The 17,843-nt window shown below is 60.9% G+C and carries 19 protein-coding genes; 6 read left to right on the forward strand and 13 right to left on the reverse strand.

All coding sequences use genetic code 11. The features are described 5' to 3' along the window. Positions 1 to 73 precede the first annotated feature (73 nt). Positions 74 to 1,033, forward strand: a complete 960-nt coding sequence (locus tag EA795_RS04360) for a viperin family antiviral radical SAM protein (protein WP_122075763.1) — start codon at positions 74 to 76, stop codon at positions 1,031 to 1,033. A 293-nt stretch (positions 1,034 to 1,326) separates the two neighbouring features. Here EA795_RS04360 and EA795_RS20995 read toward each other — a convergent pair whose 3' ends face one another. The 9 genes from EA795_RS20995 to hemA form a co-directional block, all read right to left on the reverse strand. Beyond that, positions 1,327 to 1,485 carry a hypothetical protein gene (locus tag EA795_RS20995; protein ID WP_158601294.1) on the reverse strand — a complete coding sequence of 53 codons (159 nt, stop codon included), beginning with the start codon at positions 1,483 to 1,485 and terminating at the stop codon, positions 1,327 to 1,329. Positions 1,486 to 1,609: 124 nt separating this feature from the next. Then, positions 1,610 to 2,149, reverse strand: a complete 540-nt coding sequence (locus tag EA795_RS04365; protein ID WP_349771810.1) for an RES family NAD+ phosphorylase — start codon at positions 2,147 to 2,149, stop codon at positions 1,610 to 1,612. Continuing rightward, positions 2,077 to 2,541: an Xre family toxin-antitoxin system antitoxin gene (locus EA795_RS04370; RefSeq protein ID WP_122075765.1), complete on the reverse strand. Its 465-nt coding sequence runs from the start codon at positions 2,539 to 2,541 to the stop codon at positions 2,077 to 2,079. Before EA795_RS04370 ends, EA795_RS04365 begins: the two co-directional genes overlap by 73 nt. Before the next feature lie 74 nt (positions 2,542 to 2,615). Then, on the reverse strand, positions 2,616 to 3,557 hold the full coding sequence (locus tag EA795_RS04375) for a LysR family transcriptional regulator (protein ID WP_122075766.1): 942 nt from the start codon (positions 3,555 to 3,557) through the stop codon (positions 2,616 to 2,618). Positions 3,558 to 3,577: 20 nt separating this feature from the next. Beyond that, entirely contained in the window at positions 3,578 to 4,717 is a 1,140-nt protein-coding gene (locus tag EA795_RS04380; RefSeq protein ID WP_240644991.1) for an MFS transporter, read from the reverse strand. Between the two features lie 127 nt (positions 4,718 to 4,844). Next, on the reverse strand, positions 4,845 to 6,698 hold the full coding sequence (gene asnB / locus EA795_RS04385) for an asparagine synthase (glutamine-hydrolyzing) (protein WP_115027867.1): 1,854 nt from the start codon (positions 6,696 to 6,698) through the stop codon (positions 4,845 to 4,847). Between the two features lie 24 nt (positions 6,699 to 6,722). Then, the gene (locus tag EA795_RS04390) at positions 6,723 to 7,793 is read right to left on the reverse strand and encodes a Gfo/Idh/MocA family oxidoreductase (RefSeq protein ID WP_122075770.1); all 1,071 of its coding nucleotides are present in this window, start codon (positions 7,791 to 7,793) and stop codon (positions 6,723 to 6,725) included. Then, the gene (locus EA795_RS04395) at positions 7,790 to 8,293 is read right to left on the reverse strand and encodes a GNAT family N-acetyltransferase (protein ID WP_122075772.1); all 504 of its coding nucleotides are present in this window, start codon (positions 8,291 to 8,293) and stop codon (positions 7,790 to 7,792) included. Before EA795_RS04395 ends, EA795_RS04390 begins: the two co-directional genes overlap by 4 nt. Further along, positions 8,293 to 9,525 (reverse strand): 5-aminolevulinate synthase, encoded by a 1,233-nt coding sequence (gene hemA / locus EA795_RS04400; protein ID WP_014853014.1) that lies wholly within the window; start codon positions 9,523 to 9,525, stop codon positions 8,293 to 8,295. The genes EA795_RS04395 and hemA overlap by 1 nt, the downstream gene beginning before the upstream one ends. 135 nt (positions 9,526 to 9,660) lie before the next feature. Between hemA and EA795_RS04405 the strand changes: the two genes are divergently transcribed. Together EA795_RS04405 and EA795_RS04410 are read left to right on the forward strand one after the other, a co-directional pair. Beyond that, a complete protein-coding gene (locus tag EA795_RS04405; protein ID WP_115027863.1) occupies positions 9,661 to 10,539 on the forward strand; it encodes a helix-turn-helix transcriptional regulator in 879 nt (292 codons plus the stop codon). Positions 10,540 to 10,834: 295 nt separating this feature from the next. After that, positions 10,835 to 11,134 (forward strand): hypothetical protein, encoded by a 300-nt coding sequence (locus EA795_RS04410; RefSeq protein ID WP_080586075.1) that lies wholly within the window; start codon positions 10,835 to 10,837, stop codon positions 11,132 to 11,134. 210 nt (positions 11,135 to 11,344) lie between these two features. On the opposite strand, the gene EA795_RS04415 is transcribed toward EA795_RS04410, so the two are convergent. The 3 genes from EA795_RS04415 to EA795_RS04425 all read right to left on the reverse strand — a co-directional run bounded on the left by EA795_RS04415 (position 11,345) and on the right by EA795_RS04425 (position 13,897). Next, a complete protein-coding gene (locus EA795_RS04415; RefSeq protein ID WP_080586036.1) occupies positions 11,345 to 11,674 on the reverse strand; it encodes a four-helix bundle copper-binding protein in 330 nt (109 codons plus the stop codon). Positions 11,675 to 11,837: 163 nt separating this feature from the next. Next, on the reverse strand, positions 11,838 to 13,223 hold the full coding sequence (locus EA795_RS04420; protein WP_038659348.1) for a heavy metal sensor histidine kinase: 1,386 nt from the start codon (positions 13,221 to 13,223) through the stop codon (positions 11,838 to 11,840). Continuing rightward, positions 13,220 to 13,897 carry a heavy metal response regulator transcription factor gene (locus EA795_RS04425; protein ID WP_014853010.1) on the reverse strand — a complete coding sequence of 226 codons (678 nt, stop codon included), beginning with the start codon at positions 13,895 to 13,897 and terminating at the stop codon, positions 13,220 to 13,222. The genes EA795_RS04420 and EA795_RS04425 overlap by 4 nt, the downstream gene beginning before the upstream one ends. A gap of 364 nt (positions 13,898 to 14,261) precedes the next feature. On the opposite strand from EA795_RS04425, the gene EA795_RS04430 reads away from it, so the two are divergent. Further along, a complete protein-coding gene (locus tag EA795_RS04430) occupies positions 14,262 to 14,795 on the forward strand; it encodes a cupredoxin domain-containing protein (protein ID WP_122075774.1) in 534 nt (177 codons plus the stop codon). 74 nt (positions 14,796 to 14,869) lie between these two features. Here EA795_RS04430 and EA795_RS21290 read toward each other — a convergent pair whose 3' ends face one another. Further along, positions 14,870 to 15,145 (reverse strand): hypothetical protein, encoded by a 276-nt coding sequence (locus EA795_RS21290; RefSeq protein WP_155416518.1) that lies wholly within the window; start codon positions 15,143 to 15,145, stop codon positions 14,870 to 14,872. On the opposite strand from EA795_RS21290, the gene EA795_RS04440 reads away from it, so the two are divergent. Next, positions 15,140 to 17,494, forward strand: a complete 2,355-nt coding sequence (locus EA795_RS04440) for a heavy metal translocating P-type ATPase (protein WP_205891467.1) — start codon at positions 15,140 to 15,142, stop codon at positions 17,492 to 17,494. The genes EA795_RS21290 and EA795_RS04440 overlap by 6 nt on opposite strands. Before the next feature lie 73 nt (positions 17,495 to 17,567). Further along, positions 17,568 to 17,831 carry a heavy-metal-associated domain-containing protein gene (locus tag EA795_RS04445; protein ID WP_122075776.1) on the forward strand — a complete coding sequence of 88 codons (264 nt, stop codon included), beginning with the start codon at positions 17,568 to 17,570 and terminating at the stop codon, positions 17,829 to 17,831. Positions 17,832 to 17,843 lie beyond the last annotated feature (12 nt).

Raw genomic sequence — 17,843 nt, forward strand, 5'->3', positions numbered from 1 at the left:
GCTCTGACGCCTCGCGTCCGCCATGCAGAACCTTTTACCGACCGCACTACTGCGATCGCCAAGGAGTTGACGCATGTCCAAAGAAAATTTGATTTTCCCCATCAGCCCTGTAAAAGCAGCTCCTGCCCACGTTGACGCTCTGACCATCAACTGGCACGTGACGGAGGCCTGCAATTACCGCTGCCAATACTGCTATGCGAAATGGACGGATCACCCCTGTCCCCGCGAGCTATTTCACGATCGCGACCGCAGCCAGCACTTGCTGGCAGAGTTGTTCCGGTATTTTCAGCCGACAAACACCAGTAATCCTCTGCGTGATGCCCTCTCATGGCGCACTCTGCGCCTGAACCTGGCTGGCGGAGAGCCATCGATACTCGGAGAGCGCCTGCTAGACATCACCCGCGCGGCCAAACAAGTAGGGTTCGAGGTTTCACTTATCAGCAATGCTTCAAGGTTGACATCTGACGTTATAAAGCAGCTTGCACCGCAACTGACCTACCTAGGTGTCAGCCTAGACTCCACGCACTCTGGGACCAACCTTGCAATAGGACGGGTAGAAAGAAGCGGGCAACGGCTGAGTCTAAATGAGCTGACCGCGAACCTGGACTTTGCTCGTCAAGTTAACCCCGCACTCAAGATCAAGATTAATACCGTCGTCAACGCCTTAAATGCCGATGAAGACTTGAGCGGACTAATCACACGAGTTCGCCCAGAGCGCTGGAAGGTGCTGCGGATGCTACCAATAGTTGATGCCACCCTTGCCGTTAGCGACGAGGCCTTTGCAGCCTTTGTGGAAAGACATAGCGCTTTCCGATCAATCCAGTGCGTCGAGGACAATAGCGACATGTGTGAGTCGTACCTTATGGTCGACCCATATGGCCGTTTCTTCCAAAACCAAGCAACTGGGAAAGGAGGCTACCTCTACAGCCGACCGATTTTACCTTCCGGTGCCGCCGCAGCCTTTTCCGAAATGCGCTTCAACCCAGCCGGCTTTCGCTCCCGTTACACAACAGCACCGGGGGAGGCATCATGAGGAAGTACTGCTCTGACAAAGACTTCGACCTCGTCATACGGTGCCTGGTGCGACACGGGTGGGGTTATCGACGTGGCGGCAAACACGGCAAGTTGACTCACCCCTCTCTCTGGCGGCCCATTACCGTTTCTATTTCACCAAGTGGCCGCCGTAGTTTGCAGCGATTCAAGCAAACTGTTCTGTCTACCCACAACTGTACTGGAGTAACTAAGAGCCAGATGTAACATGTCGCCGGGCGGGCGCAGGCTTCTTACCAGCGTCCGCCCGGCAGCATTCCAGAGTTTTGTCCCGACTCAGCCATCAGCACCGACCGAGCAGGGCAGCTTGTGGCTGCATACTTCCAAGATGTTGCCGATGGGCTCTTCTTGTAAACCATGCAGTAGAGGCTGAATCTCTCTAGATTCGTAGGCACCCTTGAGGGCCGTTTCTGGGCAATTTTTATCTGTCGTCATCGGCTGCTTCTGGCCGATTTCTGCCGGTTGCCAATTGGTCGCTTAGTCGACTGACTTGTCGGTACTCAGACGTTCAACATACGCAGTGAGAAAGTGGATGTTTCTGCGCCATAGGCGAAGCGGATTACGATCGCACGGCGAACAGCCGTTCGTCATAGGCGAAATCCATCACCCGGCTGATCATTATTCGTTCCATTGCGGGGTGCTTGGGGTTCAGCACGATGTTCCGTTCCAGCGGCATCACGGCTGAAGGCACGATCAGGCCCAGGTGCGACCCGCTCTTCAGCCAGGCGGTGCCAAAGGACATGCTTGGCCGATCGGGCGGCAGGGATGCCCAGCCAACCGGTAGGCTTTCCACATCGGGCTCGAGGTAAAGCTCGGAGTCATCAGGCAGTTCCAGCTCGGTGATCTTCATGGGTATCACCGGGCGCCGGGTCTGGTGGACGAAGGTCTCGAGACAGCAGATCGCAGGCGACAGGCCCAGGTAGACGGCTGGTACTTCAGCATCATTCCAGCGGCCACCCTCAAGTGCCGCGCCCATACCCGAAAGATCGACGGCGCGTCTGGCTTTCGAGATCCGCCAGGCTCGCATCAGACCGCGCCGCCCCATTCGATGGCATGCAGAACCCGGCGTACCTGCCGTGCACCAAGCTCCGTCTCGCATAGCGAGAGAGGCGTTTCCCCTCCAAGCGAATCGTTAGGCGTTGCCATCCATGCGCCGGCTACGTCCTTGTCTTCGAAAACATCCTCGGCCAGCACCGCCACCTGAGCCAGGCGGTCGATGCGCTCCGATGCTATGGGGTCCAATGCCTCGTCACTTTTCAGCCGACGTTCGACCGTCGAGGCCGATACGTTCGCGATGACTGCGATCATGGGGGTAGTCAGGCGGAACGCGGACTTGGTCGCCACCAGCCAGTAAGGCTCAAAGCCCGTTCGAATCCGTGCCAGTCGCTCCTGCTCGGTAATTGCCGCTAGCGCATGTGCCATGCTCCAGAAACTGGGCTTCTCCGTGACGCTGGAGGATCGTTTGATAGGCCGTTTCGCCAAGGCACTCATATCGAAACCCTCATTTGACGTATCTGAATGCATCAAATGATAGCACTGTTTCGAGGCTCCTGCTGCGGGCACTGTCATGGTCGAACTTCCACGACTTGTCCGTCTGCGAGGTTGGCAACCTCGGGCGGCGCATCATCATGGTCGATCCGCATGACGCGGTTGATGAATCGACCCAGTTGCTCGCAAGGTTCGACATCACGTCGCACCAGAGATGTGGTCAGCAGCGTACCGCCAGCCAGGGGACGCGTTACGACGTCGGGATTGTTGAGCTCGGCAATCCGCGCCAGGCTTGAAAAGCCGAGGCCGTAGCCCGCTGCCACAAGCGCCATCATCAGGTCGAGCGTAGGGACGCGCTCGGTAATGATCAGCCTGGACTCGATCGGTCCCAGGAGCGGCTGCAACTGCTGCCAGAAGCCTTCGCACACCTGTGGCTCGCACAGCACCAGCGGATGTTGCGCGATTTCCTCCAGCGGAATTTCACGATACGCGAGCAACTGGTGCCGGGCGGGCAGCGCGACGACGAGTGGATCCTGCCATACGGGTATGGTAACGAGGCCTTCGATCCGTTTTGCGCTCTGCGTCAGGCCCACGTCGTACAGGTCGTCCTGCAGGCCCCTGACCTGGTCGGCGGAAGGTACCTCGTATAGGCAGATTTCCACTTCCGGATCCTGTTCTCGGGACTGGGCGAGCAGGGTGGCCAGCCGGGACTGGGGAATGCCGTCCGACAGCGCGACGCGCAGTCGCCCGCGATAGCCGGTTGCCGCGCCCCTGACGCTGGCCTTTGCCTGGTCGACCACCGCGAAGATGCGTCGCGCCTCCTCCAGCAGTACGGTGCCCGCCCAGGTGAGACGGGTGCGGCGTGTCGTGCGCTCGAACAGTTGCACGCCCAGCCTGTACTCCAGGTCCTTGATGATCCGTGACAGAGGCGATTGCTCGATATGCAGGCGCGCCGCGGCGCGCGCGAAATGCAGTTCCTCGGCAACCACGACGAAACAGCGAAGATGGCGAAGCTCCACGTCTCTGTCTCCCGTGACGATCAGTGATGGGGTTCGGGCCGGGGTGTGCCGGGCCAGGCCGGCTGGCGTCGCAGGTTGACGACCTGAAGCAGGGCGCCGACCAGTGCGACCGCACCCGCGCTGGCAGCGAGCGTCCAGGTGGGCAACTGCAGCAACAGGACGAAACCGCCGGCGGCCGCACCGATGGCGCTGCCCAGATAGAGCGCCGACTCGTTCAGCGCGATGGCCAGATTGCCGTCGCCCTGTGCCTGCCGTGCCGAGATCAGCTCGTTGTTCTGCGGGACCTGCAGCGCCCAGCCAACGGCCCCCCAAAGCGCAATGGGCAGTGCGACCAGCCAGGCGCCCAGTGCGGCCGCAAATGGCAGCAGGAACAGCGAGGCCGCCAGGATCAGCATGATCGCGAGAACGAGCACGGGGCCGCGGACGCGGTCCACCACGGGGCCGACGAGAAAGCTGCCCAGCACGCCGCCGATGCCCCAGATCCAGAGGTAGGGTGTTACCGAGCGGACCGCGCCGTGGGCCGGGTCGGCCAGCAGTGGCGCGATGAAGGTGTACATCCCGAGGCTGGCGATCGCCGCGAGGAGCGATACGAGCAGGATGGTCACCACGTGTCCATCGGCGAGGATGGCCAGCTTCTGGCGCAGCGAGCTGGCGGGAGCCGCGGGCAGCGCCGGCAGCATGAGCGCAAGCCCGACCAGGGCCAGCAGGCCCAGCAGCGTGACCAGCCAGAGTGCGCCCTGCCACCCCGTCTGGTCGGCGATCATCAGGCTCAGCGGGACGCCCAGCACTACGCCGCTGGCCATGCCGCCCATGATGATGGCGATCGACTTGCCGCGTCGCTCGGCCGTCGATAGCGCGGCGGAGGCGCCGATACCCATGGCCAGGTACACGCCCGCGCCGATGCCGGCCACGGCGCGCCAGATCATCAGGCTGTCGAAGCTGGTCGCCAGGGCGCTGGCCGCATTGGCGACCACGAACAGGGCGAGGGCGACGAGAAGCCCCGTGCGCTGCCTGTCGGGTGGCGTCAAGGCGACAAACACGGGTGAGCCGAGCCCGTAGGCCAGGGTAAAGGCCGTCACCAGCTGCGCGGCAACGGCGACCGAGACCGAGAAGGAGGTCTCGATCATGGGGATCAGCCCCGCGGTGACATAGGACGCCATCCCGAGCGCGAACGCGCCGAGGGCGATGAGGTAGATGGGCAACTGGTTGGAGGTGGGATTGCTCATGATGGGGTGGAACTCCACTGGACAGGCGCAGCGCGATCCCTCAGGACCGCGCCCGGATGGGTTAGAGATCGAGGCTGATGTCCTGCTCGGTGAGCCAGGTGTTGAGCCCGACGGCGAGTTCCATGCCCATGCGGTCGTACATGGGCGAGAGCCCCCCGAGCGGCCTGCCGAGGGTTTCCTTCACGCGCACCGGGTCGAGCAGTTCGCGTACGGGGGCGGCGGGGTCGGCCATGATCGTGGCCAGCGACGTGCGCAGCGCCCGCTCGTAGGCAGGGTCCTGCGTGGAGGGGTAGGGGCTCTTGACCCGATCGACGATGGACTCCGGCAGCAGGTCGCGGGTCGCTGCACGCAGGATGCTCTTCTCGCGACCGTCGAATGCCTTCATCTGCCAGGGGATGTTGAAGGCGTATTCGACCAGCCGGTGGTCGCAGAACGGTACTCGGACCTCCAGGCCGACGGCCATGCTCATGCGGTCCTTGCGATCCAGGAGCGTCTGCACGAAGCGCGTCAGGTTCAGGTAGCTCATCTCGCGCATGCGCCGTTCAACGGGGCTTTCCCCAGGCAGCACGGGCGTCTCGGCGATCGCCTGGCTGTAGCTGTCGGCCAGAAAGCCCGGCATGTCGAGCTGGCGCAGGAGGCCGCCGTCGAACAGCGTTTTCCCGTCGAAGTACCGACCCGTCACCGATGCCAGCCAGGGGAACGTCGGCGCCTCGATCGCCGCCGGATCATGGAACCAGCGATAGCCCCCGAATACCTCGTCGGCGCTTTCGCCGGACAGGGCAACGGTCGAGTGCCTGCGCACCTCCTGGAACAGCCGGTAGAGCGATGGCCACATGTCGCCCCAGTAGGCCGGCGGCAGGTCGAGCGCCCGTATGACCTGGCTGCGAAGTGCCGGGTCGGCGAGCTCGTGACTGTCGAGGACGATCTCGTTGTGGCTGGAGCCTATGCGCTCGACCAGGTCCCGCACGAAGGGCGCATCGGGCGTGCCGCGCACCGCGTCGCTGGCAAAGCCGTTGCCATGATCGCGGAAGTCGACCGAGAAGGAGCGGATGTTGCCCTTGCCGCTGGCGAGCAGTTTACGAGAGGCCAGGGCCGTGATGATCGACGAGTCGAGGCCGCCGGACAGCAGGCTGCACAGGGGCACGTCGGAGACGATCTGCCGCTCGACGATGTCCTCGAGCAGGTCTCGCGTATGACGGATGGTCTGCTCGAGGGAGTGCGGATGCTCGTGCGCCTCGAGCTGCCAGTAGCGGCGGCGGGAAAGGCCCTGATGGTCGATGCGGACCAGCTCGCCTGGGAGCACCTCGCGCATGCCGTCGAACACCGCATGCCCCGGTGTCTTGACCATCTCCAGGATCTCGCGCAGTCCGTCCGCGCGGACCTTGCGCGGAACCCGCGCATTGGCCAGCAGCGCCTTGGGCTCGGAGCCGAAGAGCACGCCGCTGGCCGTCTGGTAGTAGTACAGCGGCTTGACGCCCATGCGGTCGCGCACCAGCAGCAGTCGCTGGCTGCGCAGGTCCCATAGCGCAAAGGCGAACATGCCGTTGAGGTGATCGACGAAGCCCTCGCCCCATTCGAGGTAGGCGCGCAGGGCGACCTCGGTGTCGCTGTGATTCTCGAAGCGATGACCGCGCACCTGAAGCTCGGCCCGAAGCTCGCGATAGTTGTAGATCTCGCCGCTGTAGGTGATGGCCGCCGCTTCCCGCCCATCGTCCTGGCGGGCGAGCATCGGCTGCCGACCGCCCGCCAGGTCGATGATCGACAGCCGGCGATGCCCCAGTCCGATGGGGCCGTCCAGCCACAGGCCTCCGGCATCGGGGCCCCGTCGGGCCATGGTGTCGGTCATCTGCTGCAGGGTGTCCCGTTGCATCTGCATATCGAGGCTGTAGTCCAGCCATCCCGCGATTCCACACATGGTTTTTTCTCCAGATATGACGGCCTAGCCGAGGCTTTCCAGGTCGCTGTCTTCGGCCAGCAGGGCGCGTGTAGCGCCGGGGTTGTAGCGGGCCGGGGGTGGGGTCAGCGCGCGAGCCTCGAGTGCATTGAGCAGGCGCTGCAGGCCCAGCGCCGTCTCGAGATCGGCAAAGGGCTGGTCGGGCGGCTGCCGGTGTGCGACCCACTCCACCACCCGCAGGCAGAGTCGGGACAGCTTGTGCAGCGTCTCCAGGCCGGGTTGGCAGGGCGCTACGGTCACCTCATGCAGCACGAGCTCGGTGCCGTCCGTGTCACGCATCCAGATGCGCAGATGATCGTGGTCCCACCGAGGCGTATCGAAGGTCAGGCGCGCATGGATCAGCTGCTCCTCGCGGTCGACCAGGGACAGGTCCACCGTGCGCTGCCGGACGACGTTGGCAAAGCTGGCGTAGCCGGCCACCGGGGCATCACCGAGCGTTGCGGTGAGCTGAAGGGTGTCGAGTACCGTATCACCCGAAATCGAGAAGTCGGAGCGCACGCCCAGCACACCCGCGAGTGACAGCGGCCCTGCCGCGGGGCAGAGCCAGGACAGCAGGTCCAGCGCATGAATCGCTTCGCTGGTTACGCCACAGGTGGGGCGATGGTCGTTGATGCGGTCCTTGCCCCAGTGGAAGCTGGCACGCACCAGTTTCCACTCGTGGCGGGCCACCCAGTCGCGCAGCACGCGGCTCGCATCCGAATAGCGCTCGACGAGGTTCAGGGCGAAGCCTTCGGCCGTGGCGAGTCCCGCCTGGATCTTCGCCAGGTCGTCCGGCGGCGAAGCCAGGGGCTTCTCGCAGACGACGAAGCCGCGGTACCCGGCCAGTTGTTCCAGAACGGCCGCATGGCTGATGTCGTTGACGCTGACCACCACGATGTCGGGCCTGAAGTCCCGCAGCGCGCCATCGATACGCTCGAACGGCCTCAGCGTCGTCCGTTTCGGCCGGCAGTCGACATAGGTGATCGAAACCGCGATCCCCGAGCAGGCGCCGACATGCTCGAACGCGCGCTGGAAGCGCTGGCCGGCGTAGCCCAGGCCGATGATCAAGATCTTCATTCGCGCGCCTCCTGACGAATCAGCAGGTGTTCGTGGCTGGGTTCGAAACCAAGGGCCCGGTAGAGCCCTTCCGCACCCGGGGTGGCCTGGAGCACGACCGTCGCAACCTCGCGGTTGGCGTACCAGCGCAGCAGCTGCTGCATGAGCTGCCTGGCGATCCCGCGAGCACGCCACTGCGGCGCGACCACCACCGACTGTACCCAGCCCGACAGGCCGTTGACGTTGGCGGCCGACGGCGCCCTCGCATCGATGATGCCGGTGGCGCAGCCAATCACCTGGCCGGATTCGCGGTGCTCGGCGGCGAGTACCTGCACGTTGTCGTTCGTGCCGAGCGTGCCGCCCAGCCAGCTGCGGTAGGCAGCGCGCCAGCGTGCCTGCTCCGCCGGCGTGCGGGCCGAATAGCTGGCGTGCGTGCCGTCGAGCAGATGCGCCCGCAGCTCGATCAGCATGGCCACGTCGACCGCCGTGGCGATTCGCACGTTGACCAGAGGGCCGCTCATCAGGCCACCTCCGTTGCAAACGCGGCCGAGGCCAGGGGAATGGCGAAATGCTCGAAGGTCTCTCGAAGGGCGATGGCCAGGTGTTCGATCTGCACCCGGCTGTGGTTGGGCGTGGCATTGACGCGAAAGCGCTCGGTGCCGATCGGCACCGAGGGATAGTTGATCGGCTGCAGGTACACGCCATGGGTATGCAGCAGGCGCTGCGCGGCCGCCTTGCATCGCTCGGCCTCGCCGACCAGCACCGGCAGCACATGGGTGTGCGAGCAGGGCATGACGGGAATGTCGTACTGCGCGAGCCGTTCGCGAAGCAGCGCGGTACCGGCATGCAGGCGGCTGCGCTCCGCCTCGCTCGCCTTGAGGTGCTCGACGCTGGCCAGGCAGCCGGCCGTGATGGCCGGAGGCAGGGAGGTGGTGAAGATGAAGCCGGTGGCAAAGGAGCGCACGGCGTCGACGATGACATGGCTGGAGGCGATGTAGCCGCCGATCACGCCGATCGCCTTGGCCATGGTGCCCTGGATGATGTCGACCTGTCCGGCCAGCCCGAGCTGGGCCGCCACGCCGGCACCACGGGGGCCGTACATGCCGACCGCGTGCACCTCGTCCAGGTAGGTCAGGGCGTTGTAGCGCTTCGCGAGCTCGACGATCTGCGCAATGGGGGCGATGTCGCCGTCCATCGAATAGATCGACTCGAACACCACGAGCTTCGGCTGGCCGAGCGGATAGCTCGACAGGATCCGCTCCAGATGCTCGACGTCGTTGTGGCCGAACACCTTGCGCTCGTTGGGCGTGGCACGGATGCCATTGACGATGGACGCGTGGTTCAGCGCGTCGCTGACCACGACGCAGTCGGGGATCTGGCGCAACAGGCATTGCAGCGTGGCGTCATTCGAGCCGAAGCCGGTCGGGAACACCAGTGCCGCTTCCTTGCCATGCCAGTCGGCCAGGCTGTTTTCCAGCCGTGCATACAGCTCGTGGGAACCGCCGATGTTGCGCGAACCGCCGGAGCCCGCGCCGTAGGCATCCAGCGCCAGGTGCATCGCCTGGCAAACGGCGGGATGCTGGGACATGCCCAGGTAGTCGTTGCTGCACCAGACGACGACGGGACCCTGTCGATCATCCGCCAGCTTCGCCATTGGGTACTGGCCGCAGATCCGGCTCAGGGTGGTGAAGGTGCGGTACTGATTGGAGGACTTCAGTAACTCCAGCTGTTCGCGAAGTAGTGATTGGTACATCCGTATCTCTCCTGACGGTCAAGACGCCGACCCATGCGCTCTGGCGCGGGCCTTCGGGACGACGAGGAGGTATTCTTAGTACCGCTTCGATGGGGTTACAATTTGACCGTTTATGCTATTACTGGAGGTAACCGGATGAGCGCGCCACGCAGTCTCGAGCGAAACCGGGCGGAGCTGGCCGACTTCCTGCGCAGTCGGCGCGAGCGCATCACGCCCCAGGAGGTCGGGCTCCCCTCGGGCGGGCGCCGGCGTACCCCCGGGCTCCGGCGCGAAGAGGTGGCCGCGCTGGCCGGGGTCGGGCTGTCCTGGTACACCTGGCTCGAGCAGGGCCGCGAGATCGGCGTTTCCGCTTCGTTCCTGGAGAACCTGTCCCGGACCCTGAAGCTCGATGCGACCGAACGTCGCCACCTGTTCCTGCTGGCCCACCAGCGCTTGCCGCCCGAGCCGGGCAAGACCTGGTGCGTGGTGCCGCCGCTGGTGCACCGGCTGATGGCCGACCTGCCGCTGCGCCCGGCCTACGTGCTGAACCTGCGCTGGGATGTGCTGGCCTGGAACGCGGCGGCGGACAAAGTGTTCGGCTTCTCGAGCGTCCCGGTCGAGCGCCGCAACCTGCTCTGGCTGCTCTTTACCGCACCCTCGATGCGCGCGCTGCTCGATCCCTGGCAGGATCAGGCGCTGCAGATCCTGTCGAGCTTTCGCCGCGACTTCGTCCGCGCCCCGCAGGACCCGGATATCGGGAGCCTGGTCAGGGACCTGGAAAAGGTCGATCCCGACTTCCGGACGTGGTGGCGGCAGCAGGACATCCACGGCCCCTGCCAGGGCATTCGTCATTTCCAGGTGGCCGATATCGGGCCCGTCGTATTCGACCATACCTCGCTGTCCATCGATGTGGATCGCGACCTGCGGCTTGTCTATTACGCGGCCAGGGAAGGGCAGGCGCAGAGTCGCTCGTTCGAGCAGTGGCTCCAGACCGAGCGCGAGCAGGCGGCACGCGATGCAGACGTTCTCAACTGATGGCGGGACCGCGTGAGCGACCGATCTGCCAAGGCACTTGGGCGGGATTGCGCGAGCGCGACTCATGTACTCGCTTCATTGGTACGGAGTCAAACTTAGGCTAGTAGATTCGCTGGATAAGCCAAGTTTCTAGAATACTTGCTCCGCGAGAGCATTTACTGAGTTAGGGCTAGTTCGCTGCTTTAGTACGTTTTAGAAACATGCTCCGCATTGCAATATTGTAATGCAAGGAACATCTTTGCGTAAGGTTGGCACCTTTAAGCTATCTAGCATCAACTACCAAGAGGTGTTACCGATGAAAAATATTGCAGCTGTTTTTGCTGTTGTTATAGCCATCACTTCTTCCTTCGCAATGGCTGAAGTGGATCGAAATTCCACGATGCAGCATGACTATTCGACCGCCGAGGGCAGGCAGGCTCTAAAAGTCCTTCTTGAAAGCGGTGATGTTCTAAGTGTGTCTCCAATGGGTGGCAAGAGTGTTGTAGGCAGGTCAAGTGGTCGCGTGCAGCCATACGAAATCAAAATTCGTACTCCTGATGGACTCGTTCACTCAGTTGAGTTCCGTAGCGTGCCGGTTGGAATAAATAACGGTTAATGATTTAAAAAAGTCGTTATAAGCCAGTCGCATGATCGTTGCGATTGGCTTATCACTTATTTTTAAAGTGGCCGATTTCTCTGCATAAGAGTGGCAGTAGTAAAGCCAAGCGCGTTGGTTTGGGTATAAGAAGTAGGTGTTCCGCTGCTGAATAACAGCGCCATCCTGCCAAGACCATAAACACTATCTTGGCAGGAGCCGGCTTGCTGGTTATACAGCCATACGCTCACATTCTTCAGCACAATTCATACAGGCTTTCGCGCATTCTTGGCAGTGATCCATCTGATGCTTGGCACACTCTTCACCGCAGGCCCGGCAAATTTTTGCACACAATGCACAAAACTCTTTAGCCAACTCGCTCTGGCGACTCATGAGTCTGGCTGCCAGAGCACACATGTCAGCACAATCCCTGTCGAGCTCAATGCAACGAGCCATCGCTTGTACGTTTTCTTCGCGTAAACAGGCAGATGCGCATGCTTCGCACACTAGTGCGCAGTTTGAACAAGCTTGAATGCAGCTATTGAACATTGTATTAGTCATGACTTCCTCCAAAGTTCGTATTTAAGCGTTCAGCCTTGAGCCGGCCCGAGGCATTCCTCAGGTAGCACATAAATCCGACACGTGTAGAGTTCGTCCGTTTCAATAGTTGAAATTACAATCTTGTAAGGTTGCTCATGAGCGCTATGCGGCTGATTTTGAAATGTTATTTATTTAGACGGGGAAGCTCTATGTGAAAGCCCGTCACGCCGTCTACTGAGGTACACCAGATTCTGCCTTTATGGGCCTCAACGATGGATCTGGTGATTGCCAGGCCAAGGCCAGCGTTGCTTGGGCTACCCTCGCGTCGGGCAGGATCGACCCGGTAGAAGCGATAGAAAAGCTTGTCCAGGTGCTCGGGCTTGATCGTCCCTCCGGGATTCTCGACGCTGAGGGTGACCGTCCTTTCCGTCTCGTGAATGGTTACAGAAATAGTTTCCCCAACCGGGGTGTAACGCAGCGCGTTGGATAACAAATTGGAGACCGCTCTATCGAGCATCAATTTATCTCCAAGCACATTGCCTGCGCCTGAGACTGAGAGACGGATATCGCGTTCGTCGGCTAGTAAGTGATAGTACTCAAGCAGCTTAACAACGACATCAGCGAGTTCGGTAGGCGCTTGTTCGGGGATAATCAAGCCATTGTCGGATTTGGCCAAAAAGAGCATGTCGTCAATCATGCGTGACATACGCTTCAATTCCTCTAGATTGGAGTACAGATTCTCCTCATAAGCATCAATATCCCGCTTTTTGGTCAGCACTACCTCAGTGTGGGTCATGAGATTGCTGACAGGGGTTCGCAATTCATGAGCAATGTCCGCAGAGAAATTCGAGAGCCGGGCGAAGGCATCTTCTAGGCGACCCAACATCGCGTTGAAGGATAGAACCAGTTGCTGCAGCTCTAACGGTACTGGCTCAAGGGGTATTCGTTCCTGTAACGACCTAGCTGACATCGATGCGGCGAGATGGGTAACTTGCCTCAGCGGCCTGAGGCCACTTCGAACAACCACCCAGCCAAGCGCAGCACTAATCAGGGCGCTGATGATCAATCCAACGCCGAACCAACGCTGCAAAGTCTGAAAGAAATGCGCGTGGTTAGTGACATCGAGAATCAGCAGTGCTGTAAGCGGTTCGGGCTGGTCTGCTACCGAGATTCGGGCAGTCATCCCTCTATACAGGTGTCCGGCATATTTCCATTCCCACATGCTCTGCTGTTCTGCGTGCCTGAAGCTTTCCGGGACGTCGACTGCCTTGGGATCAGAAAAGAGCACTCTGCCATCTCCGCTCAAGATGGTCGCCGCTAAATCATGATGAGCACCGAGCAGGGCTCGCAACTGCGGTAGCTCCTCTGCAAGGTTCGCGCTGCTGCGTGCGTTATTGAGAATGTGTTTGGTCGATTCGAGCTTCTCAACCAGGGCCTGCCGATCTAACACTTCGAAGTGATGCTGGCTGAGCAAATTGAAGCTCAGCCCCGCTATGGTGAGAACTACAACCACCACAGACATGAACATGAGACTCATGCGGGCGGTCAGCGAAAGGTGGCGCAGGCTCACTCTGGTGCATCCATCATATAGCCCATGCCACGCACGGTATGGATCAGTTTGTGATCGAAGTCGTCGTCGACTTTTGCGCGCAGGCGGCGTACCGCGACCTCGATAACGTTGGTGTCGCTGTCGAAGTTCATATCCCATACCTGAGAGGCAATCAGGGACTTCGGAAGCACCTCGCCGCGCCGGCGCATCAACAACTCCAACAATGAAAATTCCTTCGCCGTCAGATCAATCCGCTTCCCAGCACGAACGGCGCGGCGCTTTAGCAGGTCCACTTCGAGATCTGAAATTTTCACGGTGGTTTGGGTGGGGGAGCCGCTGCCCCTGCGAAGCAACGTCCGAACCCTTGCCAGAAGTTCGGAGAACGCGAACGGCTTAATCAGGTAGTCGTCCGCGCCCAGCTCCAGGCCTTTGACGCGGTCTTCTACGCCATCACGTGCGGTCAAGAACAATACGGGTACGTCTTTCCCTGCTGCTCTGACCATGCGCAGCACCTCCCATCCCTCAAGCCCCGGCATCATCACGTCCAGGATCAAAAGGTCATAGACCTCACTCAGCGCGTATTGGAGCGCATCTGTACCAGTCATGACGCGGTCGACGGTAAATCCGGCCTCGGTAAGTCCTTGTTGCAGGTACGCCCCGGTTTTGGGTTCGTCTTCAGCTACCAGTAATTTCATGCGGGCAGATTCCGAGAGTCGATTGGCTCAGTTTGGAGGCAAACGAGGCCGCCAACTAGAAGCTTACGAAAATGTAACGTCCGGTTCAGCTCACTGACAGAAGGAGGCGCCTAGTGTTCGCATAGTCGAGATCTCTGCTCGAGCAAATACGAGCAGAAGATTGTGAGAGTACCAGCAGCGGAATTTTCCAGGCCTTCCACATTGCTCCCTTGGCCTAACGGCGCCTCACTGGCGCCTTTTTTTTGTTGATCTGGTCATGGCTGTTGAGCCTTACAGAAATGTAATCCCAGTGTAAGCCTGTCGGCAGCCTGGCCTGAATAACCTTAAGTCATTCCTTCGACGACTTGAATGAGGACCCCAACCAATGAAAATCAAGTTCGTTTCTTTTTTTTCCGCAATGGGTTTGATCTTCAGCGCTACTGCCGCAATGGCCGGCCCCGACCATGGCCATGCTTACGATTTCGGCCAGCCGGGTGATCCGCAGGCTGTAGACCGCACTATCGAGTTACGGATGGGCGATAACTTTTTCGATCTTGGGGCGATTGAAGTTAAAGCCGGTGAGACCATCCGTTTCGTACTGCATAACGACGGCGCCCTGCTACATGAATTCAATCTGGGCGACGCGGCGAATCATGCTGCACACCGGGAAGAAATGACTGCAATGTTCCAGACCGGCGCGCTTACCCCGACTGGTGCCCACGATATGAGCAATATTGGGCATGACATGGGCAATAAGAGTGCCGTTATGGAGCACGACGATCCGAATAGCGTGCTGATCGAGCCTGGGGCACGCGAAGAACTGATTTGGGCTTTCTCGAAAGCCACGGGGCTGGAGTTCGCCTGCAATATTCCAGGGCACTATCAAGCTGGAATGGTCGGCAAGGTGGAGATACGTTAATCCCCCCTTTGGTTGGGGTCACGTCCACCGGGAGGAGCGACTCATTCTGACCCAGCGGATCAAACAGTAACCAGTCACCCGAGGTCACTGCCGTGAATCACACCCATCTTCACCGCGCTACTGAACTGCCATTTTGGCAGAGCAAGACCGGCATAGCCCTGATCATGCTGGCCGTAATCGGAACCTTTCATACGGCACGTGAGCATCACCGTCATCTCTCCAAGGGCCGTCGTACCTGATCCGGTTGCTATAGCAATGATCCATTTGTTTGGCCACAACCATGGTGGCCATTCCATTTCCAGCGGTACCGGTGTCTCCAAGGACGAAGATAGGACATAGATCGCATGCACAGTTCTTCCTGCAACCACGACCGGCATCAGGCCAACCATTCGCACGATCAAAACGGCAAACAGTACGACCCGGTGTGTGGAATGGCGGTTAAGCCTGATAGTTCTTATCACGAGACCTACGAAGGGAAGACTTATCGCTTTTGCAGCGCAAGGTGTCAGGAGAAATTCCAGGCTGCCCCTCAGCGGTTCGCAAGCGGCCGGCCGCATGAGCAGCATCAAGATGTAGCTCAAGCGCCGTCCGGACCTAGCACCGAATACATCTGTCCGATGCATCCGGAGATTCGCCAGGCAGGACCAGGAAGCTGCCCAATCTGCGGTATGGCATTGGAGCCTGTCATTCCGGAACTAGACGAAGAAGAGAACCCGGAGCTTAAGGACTTCTCTCGGCGCTTCTGGTGGACCCTGCCGTTGACGGTGATCGTCACCGTGCTGGCCATGGGTGGGCATTCCCTGAACCTGTTCCACGGCACCACGCAGAACTGGGTCGAGCTCGTACTGACCACTCCGGTAGTGCTTTGGGCTGGCTGGCCATTCTTCGAGCGCTGCGTACGCTCGTTCGTGCTGCGCAGTCCGAACATGTGGACGCTGATCGGCCTCGGCACCGCCGCCGCCTACCTGTACAGCGTCGTTGCCACTCTGGCGCCAGGCGTGTTTCCTGCCGACTTTGTACAAGACCGGCGCATCGGCGTGTACTTCGAGGCGGCGGCGGTGATCATCTCACTGACTCTGCTCGGCCAGCTCCTCGAGCTGAAGGCACGCTCGCAGACCTCGGCGGCGATCAAGTCACTACTCGGCCTGGCGCCGAAGACCGCGCGACGCATCAATCCCGACGGTACAGAGGACGACATTCCGCTCACCCATGTTCATGCGGGCGATAGGCTACGCGTACGCCCTGGAGAGAAGGTGCCAGTCGACGGTCTGGTGCTGGAAGGCGAAAGCGCGGTGGACGAGTCAATGCTGACAGGCGAGCCGGTGCCGATCATGAAGCACGTCGGTGACAGTCTCATCGGTGCCACCCTTAACGCCCACGGCAGTCTGGTGATGCAGGCGCAGAAGGTCGGCAGCTCGACCATGCTTGCGCAGATCGTGCAGATGGTTGCCCAGGCGCAGCGCTCCAAAGCACCGATGCAGCGACTGGCTGATGTTATTGCTGGTTACTTTGTGATGGTGGTGATCGCTATCGCCATACTAACCTTCCTTGTCTGGGGGCTTTGGGGTCCGGAGCCGAGCTGGGTCTTCGGTTTGATCAACGCGGTGGCGGTGCTGATCATTGCCTGCCCGTGCGCCCTGGGCCTGGCCACGCCAATGTCGGTAATGGTCGCGACCGGCAAGGCGGCCGGCAGCGGCGTACTGTTCCGCGATGCGGGCGCCATCGAAAATTTGCGCAAGATTGACACGCTGATCGTCGACAAGACGGGCACCCTGACTGAAGGTCGCCCGGCCTTTCACAGTGTAGAGGCGGCGCCTGGTTTCACTCCGGATGAGGTGCTGCGCCTGGCAGCGAGCCTCGATCAGGGCAGCGAACATCCCCTGGCCCACGCCATCGTCGACCATGCCCGCGCGCACGGCCTGGCACTGAGCACGGCCGAGACATTCGAATCAGCCTCCGGCATCGGCGTACGTGGCCAGGTTGATGACCACCACCTGCAACTGGGCAACACCGCGCTGATGAATGATGCCGGCGTGGATGCCAGCTCCCTCAGTGCGCGGGCCGAACAGTTGCGCGGCGAAGGCGTGAGCATCATGTTCCTGGCGGTGGACGGCGTCCTGGCTGGTCTGCTGGCAGTGGCTGATCCGATCAAACCGACGTCGAAACTGGCGGTAGAGCGCCTGCAGGCAGACGGCGTGCGGGTGATCATGGCCACCGGTGATAGCCTGACTACTGCTCGCGCAGTGGCCCGCGAGCTAGGCATCGAAGAGGTGCACGGCGAGGTCAAACCACAGGACAAGGAACGCTTGGCCGCCGCCCTGCAACAAGAAGGGCACCGCGTGGCCATGGCCGGCGACGGCATCAACGACGCCCCAGCCCTGGCGCGCGCCGATATCGGCATTGCCATGGGCACCGGCACCGACGTGGCGATGAACAGCGCTCAAGTCACGCTGGTCAAGGGCGACCTGCTGGGCATCTTGCGCGCAAGGAGCCTGTCAGTGGCCACCGTGCGCAATATGCACCAGAACCTGACCTTTGCTTTTCTCTATAACGCTCTGGGCATCCCGCTGGCCGCAGGCCTGCTCTACCCGCTGACCGGCCTGCTGCTGTCGCCGATTATCGCCGCGCTGGCGATGAGCCTGAGTTCGGCCTCAGTGGTGTTTAACGCGTTGAGGCTGCGCAAGGTATCGATCGATTGAAACGCTTGACCTTGCCGCTCTGGCAAGGTTGAACATCTGCTCAACCATTACGGTGACTTCCCAGGAGATTCTCATGAGCACCATTGAACTGAACGTCGAAGGCATGAGCTGCGGCTCGTGCGTCAAGCATGTCACCGAGGCGCTCAACACTGTCGAGGGCGTCACCAAGGTGGATGTCGATTTGCAAGCCGCCAGGGTGCGGGTTAGCGGCCAGAGCGACAGCCAAGTGCTGATTGCTTCCCTGACTGATGCGGGATATCCCGCGCAGCTGGCCAGTCCGGCAGCCGGGACGAACAACATGAAAAAGACGGGTTGCGGTGGCTGCGGCTGCAACTGAAAACGAGAGGCA

This window comes from Stutzerimonas nitrititolerans (assembly GCF_003696285.1).
GTDB classification, from domain to species: Bacteria; Pseudomonadota; Gammaproteobacteria; order Pseudomonadales; family Pseudomonadaceae; genus Stutzerimonas; species Stutzerimonas nitrititolerans.